At 50.2% G+C, this 11,840-nt stretch carries 10 protein-coding genes; 1 reads left to right on the top strand and 9 read right to left on the bottom strand.

What is annotated here, in order from left to right; genetic code table 11:
* Positions 1 to 622 (bottom strand): sulfatase-like hydrolase/transferase (locus tag Q0294_RS00280; RefSeq protein WP_299459432.1); only part of this gene is annotated, 622 nt, incomplete at its 3' end.
* A gap of 225 nt (positions 623 to 847) precedes the next feature.
* On the bottom strand, positions 848 to 1,081 hold the full coding sequence (locus Q0294_RS00275; RefSeq protein ID WP_299459430.1) for a SlyX family protein: 234 nt from the start codon (positions 1,079 to 1,081) through the stop codon (positions 848 to 850).
* 115 nt (positions 1,082 to 1,196) lie between these two features.
* Between Q0294_RS00275 and Q0294_RS00270 the strand changes: the two genes are divergently transcribed.
* Positions 1,197 to 2,744, top strand: coding sequence for an alpha/beta hydrolase-fold protein (locus tag Q0294_RS00270; protein WP_299459428.1), 1,548 nt, complete (start codon positions 1,197 to 1,199; stop codon positions 2,742 to 2,744).
* 20 nt (positions 2,745 to 2,764) lie between these two features.
* Here the strand turns inward: Q0294_RS00270 and Q0294_RS00265 are convergent, their stop codons facing one another.
* From Q0294_RS00265 to Q0294_RS00235, 7 genes are all read right to left on the bottom strand, one after another.
* Positions 2,765 to 3,841, bottom strand: a complete 1,077-nt coding sequence (locus Q0294_RS00265) for a ThiF family adenylyltransferase (RefSeq protein ID WP_299459427.1) — start codon at positions 3,839 to 3,841, stop codon at positions 2,765 to 2,767.
* Between the two features lie 180 nt (positions 3,842 to 4,021).
* Positions 4,022 to 5,107 carry a hypothetical protein gene (locus Q0294_RS00260; RefSeq protein WP_299459425.1) on the bottom strand — a complete coding sequence of 362 codons (1,086 nt, stop codon included), beginning with the start codon at positions 5,105 to 5,107 and terminating at the stop codon, positions 4,022 to 4,024.
* 283 nt (positions 5,108 to 5,390) lie between these two features.
* Positions 5,391 to 6,107, bottom strand: coding sequence for an FKBP-type peptidyl-prolyl cis-trans isomerase (locus Q0294_RS00255; RefSeq protein ID WP_299459423.1), 717 nt, complete (start codon positions 6,105 to 6,107; stop codon positions 5,391 to 5,393).
* A 268-nt stretch (positions 6,108 to 6,375) separates the two neighbouring features.
* Positions 6,376 to 7,608, bottom strand: coding sequence for an LL-diaminopimelate aminotransferase (locus Q0294_RS00250; protein WP_299459421.1), 1,233 nt, complete (start codon positions 7,606 to 7,608; stop codon positions 6,376 to 6,378).
* Between the two features lie 131 nt (positions 7,609 to 7,739).
* The gene (locus Q0294_RS00245) at positions 7,740 to 9,098 is read right to left on the bottom strand and encodes a hypothetical protein (RefSeq protein WP_299459420.1); all 1,359 of its coding nucleotides are present in this window, start codon (positions 9,096 to 9,098) and stop codon (positions 7,740 to 7,742) included.
* Positions 9,099 to 9,195: 97 nt separating this feature from the next.
* On the bottom strand, positions 9,196 to 10,272 hold the full coding sequence (locus Q0294_RS00240) for a glycine cleavage T C-terminal barrel domain-containing protein (protein WP_299459418.1): 1,077 nt from the start codon (positions 10,270 to 10,272) through the stop codon (positions 9,196 to 9,198).
* A 272-nt stretch (positions 10,273 to 10,544) separates the two neighbouring features.
* The gene (locus Q0294_RS00235) at positions 10,545 to 11,762 is read right to left on the bottom strand and encodes a protein-L-isoaspartate(D-aspartate) O-methyltransferase (protein ID WP_299459416.1); all 1,218 of its coding nucleotides are present in this window, start codon (positions 11,760 to 11,762) and stop codon (positions 10,545 to 10,547) included.
* Between the last annotated feature and the right edge of the window lie 78 nt (positions 11,763 to 11,840).

The following is an 11,840-nucleotide window of genomic DNA, read 5'->3' as shown; positions in this document are numbered from 1 at the left end:
GAAACAGAAAGAACGGTTTGTCCTGATTCTGTTTGATGAACTTGATCCCGTGCTGCGTCCAGAGGTCTGTGAGATAAGTCGGTTCATCGCGAATTGTCTCGTGCTCAATCACTTTCTGATTGTAAAAACCCGGGCTGGCGCCATGTGGTTTCGTAATCCAGTAAGTAAATCCTTCCTGCGGATGCAGGTTATCTCCCAGATGCCATTTCCCGGACAGCCCGCAAACATAACCCGCATCATGGAGCACCTGTGGAATCGACCGAAATTCTTCCAGCGTATTAAACGAATCAGGGCCGGTTTGAATGCGGGGTCTGAGATAACAGTGCACTCCATGCTGGCAGGGCATCAGGCCAGTAAGAAATGTGGCACGGGTCGGAGAACAGACCGCATTATTGGCAAAGGCCCGGGTAAAGAGTGTGCCTTCTTTCGCCAGCTGATCTATGTGCGGCGTTTTGATATCCCGGTTTCCATAACAGCCCAGCGTCCATTCGCCATGATTATCGGTCATGATAATCACCACGTTTGGTCGACTCTGTTCCGCAGCCGGAAGGATGACCACATTCCAAAGACAGAGCAGCAAGGCGGGGCAGCAGTGGAAAACAACTGATATTACCTGACGCATGAGCAACGCCCCTTCCGGATGTCAGACATGGATTATTAATCTCTGTTTATTAAATCATGCTGCATCGTGGGATTATTTTCAAGCAGATCCCTGCTGTGAATCGTAGATTTAATGCTGAATCAATTGGGTTCTCAGATGCCGGCAATCTGTCACAAAACCCGGAGCGTATGTCGTACGTTTGAAAGCAGCCTTGTGTTGAACTGTAAATGGACTTCACGACACGGCTTAATAATGTGGCGGTTTTTCCTGAAAAGGATCGAGGTCTTCGTCTTCCACTTCCAGGACGCCGAGACGCGAATCGAGCGATTTCATCGACTTGCTCAATGTATCGACCGTTGTATTCTGTTGGATAATGGCCTGATTTAACTGTTCGACTTCATGTTGAAGATGCATCAACACGGACTCGACCTGATTTAGACGAGACAATAGTTCTTCCAGCCTGGATGGATTATCATTCATTCGGGAAAACGCCTTTCGCGGAAGCTGCTGTTCTTATTGTGCTGAAGAGTTATGATGCAGTTCGAATTTTATTTACTCGCGTTCTACTTTGATACAATCTGAGGTGCGATTCACTATGATTCCACGATTTCGGTTTTGCCTGCTAACGGTTTTGTCAACGCTTGCCTGCTCGCTGCTCCTTTTCGCAGAATCACCGGCTGCTGAAAATGCGTTTCAGGTTCAATTTGCGGAATCCGTGCATCAACGGCCCTTTACGGGGCGCGTTTATCTGATTTTCACGCGATCGGAACGGGAACCGCGTCTGGGACCATCCTGGTTTCAACCGGAATCATTCCTCTCACAGGACGTGAAGAACTGGCAGCCGGGCGAGATGCTTGAATTCACGCCCGATTCCAAGGGCCTGCTCTCGTTTCCCATTCCACTGTCCGAGATGAAACTGGCAGGTTACCACGCTCAGGCCGTGGTTCGCTTCAACGACAATGATCCTGAAATCGGCACCGCGCCGGGAAACGGTTATAGCCAGGTCATCACCATTCCGGCAGGGGCCGACCAGAATATGCCGCCTCTGGTGATTGACAAACTGGTCTCGGAAAAACCGGCCGTTGATTCGCGCTGGAGCAAGCTGTTCAAAATTCGCTCTGCACTCTTGTCTGACTTTCACGGACAGGACACCTCTCTCGAAGCCACCGTCCTCTTACCGCAAAGTTATTACCAGCAACCGGAGAGAAAGTACCCCGTGATTTATTCGATCCCCGGTTTTGGCGGCGATCATTTGAGCGGGCGCAGAGAAACTCCGATTGCCGAACACAACGCAGGAAACGTGGAATTTATCCGCGTCTTCCTGAATCCCCAATGTCGCTGGGGGCATCATGTTTTCGCAGATTCAGCCACCAACGGGCCGGTCGGAAAAGCTTTCACGACGGAGTTTCTGCCCGCACTGGAAAAAACATTTCGCGCCATTCCTGATCAACGTGCCCGTTTTTTAACCGGGCACTCTTCGGGAGGCTGGTCTTCACTCTGGTTGCAGGTAACCTACCCGGACGTGTTTGGCGGTACCTGGAGTACGGCCCCCGATCCTGTCGATTTTCGGGACTTTCAGCAAATCAACGTTTATGACCCAACCAGCAACATGTATCGCGATGCGTCGAATCAGGCCAGACCCATTGCCCGCATGGGACAGGTTCCGATTTTATGGTACGAATCTTTTTCCAAAATGGAAGAGGTCCTCGGGCATGGCGGCCAACTCCGTAGTTTTGAAGCGGTCTTCAGTCCGCGCGGCAAAGATGGAACCCCTTTGAAGTTGTATGACCGGGAAACCGGGGCCATCAATGCCGATGTCGCAGAAACGTGGAAAGCCTATGATATCCGCTTGATCCTGGAAACAAACTGGAAAAAACTTGCGCCGCAACTCGCTGGAAAAATTCATGTTTTCATGGGCGACCAGGATACGTTTTATCTGGAAGGTGCCACCATGTTACTCAAACAATCGCTGGATCGCCTGAATGGAGAGATTGCCGGGGACACTGTTGTTGAGATTTTTCCGGGCAAAAATCATTCCACGCTGATGTCAAAAGACTTGATGCTGCGAATTCGCAAAGAGATGGTACAGTCGTTTCTGTCGCATCAAGATGAAATCAAATTACGGGCTCAACCACAGCAGTAGCGCAGCAGATGCCCCCTCGCTTAACTGCCGATATAGCGGGCATAGATCGTCTTGGCAACCGCGGGGTCATCGGTGCCTTTGATGATGGCGCGCCCATCTCGAAACAGGCTGATTTCGAAATCGGGGTTCTTCAGATTCAGCCTGAGCAGATACGCGTTATAGTCGACAGTTCCCGAATGCTGGAGTTTTTTAGCCAGATCTTCAAATGAGATGCGGCCCTTTTCAGCCGGAGAAACCTGAACCGCATTTCTGCCACACAGGCGTGTCGTGCGTGAGCCTTGTTCTCCCTTCAGCCAGATCCGTTCTCCTTGATGACAGGCTTTACAGCCGGCTTTCTCTCTGAGGTCGGCGACGCTCATCTGACGCAACGTTCCCTCCCAGACATCCACGACGGTCAGCACCGGTTTGATCAGATCTTCACGCCCTGCAAGAATTTTGATCGCATTGATGGCTTCGAAAGACGCGATCACATTGACCGTTGGCCCTAGAATTCCCGCGGTATCACAGGTTTCGGTGCTGCCCGGTTCCGGTGCGGAATCAATCAGACACCGCAGGCAGGCGGACTTACCCGGCAGGATGGTCATCGTTTGTCCGGTGCTGCCTATACACCCGCAGTAAATCCAGGGAATGCCCAGTTCCAGCGAGACATCATTGATTAGATAGCGGACTTCAAAATTGTCCGTCCCATCCAGGATCAAATCGACGTCCTTTGCCAGCGCTAAAATATTGGTGTGGTCAATGTCCTCGACGATGGCTTCGATCCGGACTTCGCTGTTGATTTTTTTCAGTTTCTCGGCGGCAGCAATCGCTTTGGGAAGTCTGGCTGCGACATCCGTTTCGTCAAACAGGACCTGTCTCTGCAGATTACTCAGTTCAACGAAATCCCGATCGACAATTTTTAACTGGCCGACTCCCGCCCGGACCAGAGTCTCTGCCAATACGGTTCCCAGCGCACCGCAGCCACACAATAACACGCGCCCCTGCATCAAGCGGGTTTGACCTGCCTCCCCCAGTTCTGAAAAGAGGACTTGCCGACTGTAACGTTCCAGTTCCGGTTTCATGCTGTTGATCGCCTGTGTCTGTCTGGTAAAAATCATTCACCGTCTATTTTAGCAATCACGGACCGGGATAACAGAGACCTACGCAGAGAACCACCCAGATCCAGCAAACCGGAACGATGCCATGCTCCCAATGCATTTATGACAGCAAAACAAAAATAGCCCCGCCATCGAAACAGCGGGGCCATACTCTTTGTTTTTCCGTTTTCTCTGGCAAGGTTAATCGACACTGATTTCCTGTAAGAGTGAGACATATTCCGGTTTAATCAGTCGGTTACTGGTCTCCGACCAGCCTTCTGAGGCCACTTTTAATGTGATCTTCGGTTTGATCCAGGTGGCTGACTTTCTGACTTTCACGAATGGTGTGGATTGTTTCAGACTCGGCAGTCGATTCTTCCATTCTTCCAGGACTTCTTCTGGAATCTCATTCACATCAATGCTTCCCGCGTAGACTAACTGTTTATTATGGGATGCAGCTAACAGTACCGATTCAATCTTACCGCTCGGCAATGTCGTATAGCCGACCAGCAAACAATCATATTCCGTCAGTTTCGGTGCAGCTTCTTCTGGTGCGGGCAAGGGCAGGGCGACTTCCGCTGCCTTGTCGGTTCCGCCGGCAAAATCGTTCAACGCATCTTCCAGATTCTCAGCTCCCCCTTCGGCTTCCTTCGCCTGATCGACGACCGAAGCCAAGAGATTGACATTCGCCGATTTCCGCACGCCCCAATCTTGAAATAAGGAATTGAATTCGAATCCACCCACGATCGCGAAAGCGCCGACCATTAAGGTCAGCCCCCAGATCGCCAGATCTAATTTCCAGGCCCCTACCGGAAAACGGCGAATCGTCGGTCTCCAGATTTTGAGCGGCGTCAGAAAAATGCTCATCATGCCGAACTCAAATGATTTGGAAACGGCATTCAAATAAACGACAACATGTCCGATCATAAACAGAATCAAACCCACGGTCGCTTGTGTTAATGTCCACAGACATAATTCGCCTGGACTCGCGCAATAGAAACGTCCGCCCACACTCAAGCCGATTGCGGCAAGCGAACCAATCGCCAGAATCCAACCCCACTGCGGGATTAATTCCCAAACGGTTTGAGGCTGTGGTTTGGCTTGCCCCTGCTGCTGAGTCTCTGATTGTCCCACACATCTTCCCAGCTTCGGATAATAGCCGCATTGGGGGCACCATGACGAAAGCCCCCAGGGCTCGTACGTACCACATTCAGAACAGGTCGGTTTCGCCTGCGATTTGTTGAGTTCCTGGAGAAGCTGGTCATTACGATGATTAATATCTGGCATGGCTCAGTTGCTTTTATTGAAGTTGACAGAGAATGGAGATCGCTACAAGTTAAGTGACTCTCCGTGTACCTTAGCTCACAAAATGCAACATCAACGAACTTTGACTTGTGGAAAAACCATTCTCCGAAGGGAAACCCTCCCAGCGCAGCCGGCAAGACCTGCACAACCAGCACAAACAGTCATCCTGTTGGGTTTGGGACAGCAGTAAATAAAAAAAGGCCGACGCCCGATAAGAGCGTCGGCCTGGAAACAGGTCGTTTACTGAAATGAAAACAACGGATAATCAGTTTACCTTGATCAACTCGATATCAAAGACGAGCACTTCATTAGGACCGATGTCGGGACCCGAGCCTCTTTGACCATAGGCGAGATCGCTGGGAATAAAGAGCTGCCACTTATCGCCCTCTTTCATCAACTGCAGTGCTTCAGTCCATCCGCCGATCACACCGTTGACGGGAAACGTTGCTGGCTGATTTCGTTTATAGGAGCTGTCGAATTCCGTTCCGTCAATCAGAGTTCCCCGATAATGGGTGGTCACGCTGTCTTTCAGACCGGGAGTTTTTCCGGAACCCTGTTTGATCACCTTGTATTGCAGACCACTCTTGGTGGTCTTTACGCCTTCCTTCTTGGCATTGGTATCGAGAAACTGCTTACCTTTCGCAATATTTTCTTCTTGCGCTTTTTTCATTTTTACTTCCTGCTGCTTACGTAATTCCTGTTGGAATGCGAGCAGTGTTTCGCGAATCTCCTCTTCCGTCATTTGCGGTTTCTGCTTGGTCATGGCATCCATGATCCCTTTCACCAGCATTTGAGGATCAAGTTCCAGTTGATCGCGCATCAGATTTTGACCCAAATTATAGCCAATACCGTAACTGACTTTTTGCTTTTGATCTTTGAGAGCCGATTTACCGGAATCTGCTTTTTCGGTTTGAGCGTTCGCCAAAGGGGAAAATCCAAAAAACGCAATACATAAACAGGCAGCAAGATGCCATTTAGACATAGGAAGAACCTTTCGGTGAACATGAAAACAGGATTGAAAAGGGGTGACCATACGGGACGGCGAGACCCGGATGGCAGCTCGCGCCACCCGAATTAGCAGATGATGTATTGCATGGTGTCCTCTTTCGCAGAGGATCTTTGACAAAATCAAAGTACTGATTATACGAGAGTCTCCCGGGGAGTGTCCACATAAAGCAGGGCCGATATAGCATGATTCGCCTTGAAATCAGGCCTGCCTTCTGTCTGACCGTGGGTGATCTCCGGCCGGATTAACCGACTACTTTCTGAAACCGGGTGACTGCCTCGTTGATATTATCTCTGCTGTTGAAAGCACTTAGACGGAAATAGCCTTCGCCGGAAGCACCAAAACCGCTGCCCGGTGTCCCCACCAGATGGGCTTTGTGCAGCAATTCGTCAAAGAACTCCCAGCTGGTCGATTCGCCCGGAGTCTTAAGCCAGACATAAGGGGCATTGACCCCGCCATACACAGAGATGCCCACCGATTCCAAACCTTCCCGCAACAGGCGGGCATTTTCCAGATAGAAAGCGATCAATGTCTGAATCTGCTGTTTACCCTGTTCTGAATAAACGGCTTCCGCCCCTTTCTGGATAATATAGGATACGCCGTTAAACTTCGTGCAATGGCGACGATTCCAGAGTGGATGAATGGCCGCAGGTTCGCCGGAAGCGGTTTTTCCCATTAACTGCTTGGGAACTACGGTGAAAGCACAGCGGGTTCCGGTGAAACCGGCATTCTTACTGAAGCTGCGAAATTCAATGGCGACCTCTTTGGCCCCTTCAATCTCATAAATGGAATGGGGAATTTCCGGATCTGTAATAAAGGCTTCGTAGGCGGCATCAAACAGAATGATCGATCCATTCGCTCTGGCATAATCGACCCACTGCTTCAGAGTCTCCTTCGTCGCGACGGTCCCGGTCGGATTGTTCGGATAACAGAGGTAGATCAGATCGACGGGAGTCTCCGGCAGTGCGGCGACAAAATCGTTTTCAGCTGTCACCGGTAAATAGGTTAAGCCCGCGTAGCGTCCACTTGCATCGGCGGCTCCCGTGCGTCCGGTCATGACATTCGTATCGACATAGACCGGGTAAACCGGGTCTGTCACTGCCACTTTATTATCAGCACCGAAAATATCGAGGATGTTTCCAGTATCGCACTTGGAACCATCCGAGACGAAAATTTCGTCGGCGGCAATCTCAACACCCCTCGACAGAAAATCATGTTTGGCAATCGCTTCGCGGAGAAACCCGTAACCCTGCTCGGGACCATAACCACGAAATGTGCCACGATCTCCCATTTCGTCGATGGCGGAGTGCATGGCTTCCCTGGTGGCGGCCGGTAACGGCTCGGTCACATCACCGATTCCCAGTTTGATCACGGCTGCGCTCGGGTTCTCTTCACAAAACGTGTTCACACGACGCGCAATTTCCGGAAACAGGTAGCCCGCTTTGAGCTTCAGGTAGTGATCATTAATGAAAGCCATTTCACGCCTCAAATCATAAAGAGAATGCAAAACTTATGTCGGTATCTTACAGAGCAGAATTTTTTACCAGAAACGCCGTTGTATTTTGAATTCTGGAGAATTGCAACCGAGGCACGCAAATGAGACTGCTTTTAATGGAAAAGGTTCGATTTGTCATTGCCAGCAAAGGGGCGCGGCTCCGCATTCAACCAGAAACGGTTTGTCAGCAGTTCGATTTGTTTTAAGCCGCTGTATTCACTGATTTTGCGCTTGCCCGTCAGTCGATGAGCTGCTCCTTCGAACAAGAGTTTGATTTGCGGTTGTTTTTCACGATTCTCCGTTTCCTGCTCCAGAGATTTGCCGACGGCAATCGCCACTCCTAATTGAAAACGGGCCTGGGGATAAATGGGAGCGCCCAGCTCGGCCAGTGACCAGCGTTCAACCCGCACGCGACACCAGCGGCTTAACGGCCGTGGCGGATCGACAAATGGCTGCAGAGCAGGGGGGAGCTTCGATTTGGCCTCCTCGTCAATCAGCAGTATGACACGATCATGGTGGCTCGCGTACAAACCCCAGGCGGGCCAATGGTCAAAATAGCCTGTCGGCTCGAGCAGGGGGGCCAGCATTGCCAACCAGACAATGACCAGCGCCACCCGTTCAAATCCGGAAACGACCTTGAGCGATAAACTCCGATCAAGGTCGCCAGCAGCAACACTGCCCACCAGCTTCCCTTTTGACAAAAGTCCAAACAGAATCAGATCCTGGATGATAAAATAGACGTTCCAGATGAGCACGCCCTGATAGTGGTTCAAGCCGCGTGGCCCAATCGCAAGCATGAGACAAACATGCATTCCGACTGCCGCCCAGAGGGTCAATTGACGAGTCCGTTGAAAGAATAATCCCAGTCCGATCAGAAACTCTCCCGCCGGAAAGGAAGCCGCAATCCAGTTCAAGGTCTGCTTTGACCAGAATACCGTTGAGATTCCTATAGCCGAGCACAGTCCCTCCACTAGCTGCTGCCCCAGCGTCTGCACAAAACTGGCATCACATTTGGAGAGCGCAGAATAGAGATAGATGCTGATGACAAACAGACGAAACAATTGAATCGCGCGCGGCGGTTTCAGGAACGTCAGGATCAGAAAACCCAGTGCAAACTGATACGCCCAGGGCTGAATACGATGCTGATCAAAAACAATCGACAGCAGAAATGCCGACAAAAACAGACCGCCACAAACCTGTTGGAACAGAGGCAAGAGTTCGCGGTCGGTAATCCTCAAAAAGAACGGAGTCAATGCCAGCACGAGCAGACAAACCGCAGCAGCCAGCAGGGTAGCGAACGTGAACCAGTCTGATTCCGCAGGTACTGCTGAAATCCAGCCAAACAAAGGAACTTGCGGAAAGAGGCGTTGTGGTGTCCAGAGTTTCCAGGTATTTCCCAGCAACACGAGCGAGAACAGCGCCACGTTGATCTTCAGAAATCGCAGTTGGAAATGTAGCATCTCGCGGGACATGAATCGGATCGCCGTTTTTACTTCAATTATAATGCCCGCGGATGGCTTTCACCGCTCTCCACCAAAAACTCATCGAAAAAATCGGGAAATCGGTCCTTTAATTCAGCGATGTAAACACGGTGCCGCTGGCACTCTGATCGTCGGATACAATTTGAACCGTTGTGCCCGGGGCATTCGAACTCCGTCGAATCATCGCCATCGCGACCGCAGGATATTTCCCGTATGAGCGGGCGGAAGAGGTAACCGTGCCCACTTCCTGAAGATTTTCTGGTTCGCCTGACATGATTTTAGTTCCAGCCGGGGGAACCCACGCCCGTTCCAGGCCAATCGCCCGTAATTCGCGATTGACGTGTCCCAGTGAATCAATCCGCGCGATCGGTTCCTGTCCGAGATAACAGCCTTTTTTGAACGAGATCGCCTGCTCTGTTCGATTTGCCTCCTGCGCCAGATTCTCCTCTGAGAGATCAACTCCGTAGAGAGGGAATAAGGTTTCAATCCGCAAGGCATCGAATGTGTCCTGACCCGCAGGAATCGCACCGATCTCCCTCAGCCTCGTCCAGAAATCCGCAATCTTGACATACTGCAGGCAGCAAAGGTATCCCGGCTGATGTAACCAGTCAACGCGTCGCACCGTGAGTTGCGAATCGGTGCCTTTCACTCGCAATTGCCGGTTTACCGCAAGCGACTCGACTTCGATGCCCGCCTGTTTCAATATTTCGGTCGATTTTGGTCCGGTCAGATACAGGTTACCAAATTCCGGAGTGCGCATTTTAAAAAACGCATCTTCCAGAATGATATAGCGATCCAGGTGTTTGATGATGGCTTCACTTGCCCCGGGCGCTGTGTCGATCCAGAGAGAATCTTCATGGTTGAACACAAAAATATGACCCAGAATGCGGCTTTGGACATTGGTGAGAAATGCTTCACAACCCTGATCGGGCTGCAAATTTTTGATCTCATTGGTACAAAAGTTATGCAGGAATTTTGCCCGGTCTTTGCCTCTTAGTTCGAATTGATCTCGATGACACAGATCGAAGAGCGCTGCTGCCTGATGTGCGCTCTGATATTCGTTTTCGGGAGATCCGAAATGAGCGGCGACAGGGTAAATTGGTTTAAGACTACTAAACACAGCACCATTTGTTTGCTGCAGTCTCTGAAAGTGGCGTAGTGACATTCGTTTCCTAAGTTGTCTGGCTAGAAGACGTTCTGAACAGAAATCTTCTGTGATAATATTGTAACCATTAATTAAAGTGGCCGGAGAGAATTCCGCGTCGCATGTCTGAACTGGTATCGTGATTTATATAAACAGGGGCAGGAGACAAGAATTCGCGTTATCTTGTCCCATTGAGAGAGGGAGTTCAAAAAGGAATGGGGTTGCACTCATATTCTAGGAGTCATACCATTTTTTTCAAGAAAAAAACATGGCCTTTGGCAAGGATTCGCAGACTACTCGATTTTATCAATCTTCAGGCTGTCTACTTTCAAAATACCGGTGCCGCCATTTAATCCCAATTGAATGATCGCTTCGCGCGTCTGGGGAGGGATGGGGATTTTTTTTGTCTCTCGGTACCAGTCGCGACTCCCGATCCAGGGACCGATATAAGCCTGCCCGATATTTCTGCGAATTTGATCATAAAAATGGATGATGAATCCGGGTTTTTGAAAGGTCTCGATACCCTGAACGGTGTTCATGTAACTGATCTGCAGACTGATGTCGAGAGAGTTCACTTTCGATCCATCAATGGCCATCCCCTGTAAAATCTGAGACATTCCACCTGGTGACTCATTTTCGAACTCCAGATAGGCGGCGCCTTCCGGTGCGTCCGCAGTAACCCAGTTCACTTTGCGCTGATAGTGCCAGTTATCAACTTTTTTATCCCCGTTATCATCTACTTCAAAATTACCATTCACAATTTCCGGTTTGAGTGGATCGGGTTTGATCTCGCGTTTCTCTTCCGAGCGTCCGGTCATCGGAACGAATAAAGTCGGAATGAGCCGCTTATGTTTCAGTTGCCCCTGTTCTTTCTGAAACAGATGGAACACTTGCTGATAACGTTCACCCAGCGGGATGAGCAGGATGCCCCCCTCTTTCAATTGATCAATGAGTGGCTGGGGAACTTTTTCGGGCGAGCAGGTCACAATGATTTTGTCGAACGGTGCTTCTTCCGGCCAGCCCAGATAACCATCGCCGATTCGCGTGTGTACGTTATCGTATTTTAATCGCTTCAAGCGGGCCGCAGCCTGTTTCCCGAGTCCTTCCACGATTTCGATCGTATAGACGTCTTTCACCAGCGCGGAAAGTACCGCTGCCTGATATCCGCTCCCGGTTCCGATTTCCAGAACTTTATCCTCAGGCTGCGGGTCAATCGTTTCTGTCATATAAGCGACAACATATGGCGGCGAGATGGTCTGCCTATATCCGATGGGTAATGCCAGATCCTGATAAGCCTGATTTTTCAGCGTGGAACTGACAAATTCATGACGCGGGACCTGCCTCATGGATGAGAGTACTTTGGGATTTTTGATCCCCTCGCCCTCAATATAACGGGTGACCATCTCATTCCGTAAACCACGAAAATGGGCACTGCTCTGTGAAAACGCTGGCTGCAGTGAATACAATACCGCGACGACACACACCACGTTTATGACTGAGAATAAAACCATTCGCTTCATGAGAGCCCTCGCTGAAGAGATTTCTGTTAAATGACCTTTTTTATAAGGGGAATGATCTCAAATTATAGC

It is taken from the genome of uncultured Gimesia sp. (assembly GCF_937919775.1).
In the GTDB taxonomy this organism is placed as follows: domain Bacteria; phylum Planctomycetota; class Planctomycetia; order Planctomycetales; family Planctomycetaceae; genus Gimesia.
Note: the sequence above shows the minus strand (reverse complement) of the source record. Positions and strands in the feature narration are given on the sequence as shown.

What these genes read in the sequence shown, in the direction of transcription:
- Q0294_RS00275 (WP_299459430.1), bottom strand. Translation starts at nt 1,081, where the DNA reads ATGAATGATAATCCATCCAGGCTGGAAGAACTATTGTCTCGTCTAAAT.
- Q0294_RS00270 (WP_299459428.1), top strand. Translation starts at nt 1,197, where the DNA reads ATGATTCCACGATTTCGGTTTTGCCTGCTAACGGTTTTGTCAACGCTT.
- Q0294_RS00265 (WP_299459427.1), bottom strand. Translation starts at nt 3,841, where the DNA reads ATGATTTTTACCAGACAGACACAGGCGATCAACAGCATGAAACCGGAA.
- Q0294_RS00260 (WP_299459425.1), bottom strand. Translation starts at nt 5,107, where the DNA reads ATGCCAGATATTAATCATCGTAATGACCAGCTTCTCCAGGAACTCAAC.
- Q0294_RS00255 (WP_299459423.1), bottom strand. Translation starts at nt 6,107, where the DNA reads ATGTCTAAATGGCATCTTGCTGCCTGTTTATGTATTGCGTTTTTTGGA.
- Q0294_RS00250 (WP_299459421.1), bottom strand. Translation starts at nt 7,608, where the DNA reads ATGGCTTTCATTAATGATCACTACCTGAAGCTCAAAGCGGGCTACCTG.
- Q0294_RS00245 (WP_299459420.1), bottom strand. Translation starts at nt 9,098, where the DNA reads ATGTCCCGCGAGATGCTACATTTCCAACTGCGATTTCTGAAGATCAAC.
- Q0294_RS00240 (WP_299459418.1), bottom strand. Translation starts at nt 10,272, where the DNA reads ATGTCACTACGCCACTTTCAGAGACTGCAGCAAACAAATGGTGCTGTG.
- Q0294_RS00235 (WP_299459416.1), bottom strand. Translation starts at nt 11,762, where the DNA reads ATGGTTTTATTCTCAGTCATAAACGTGGTGTGTGTCGTCGCGGTATTG.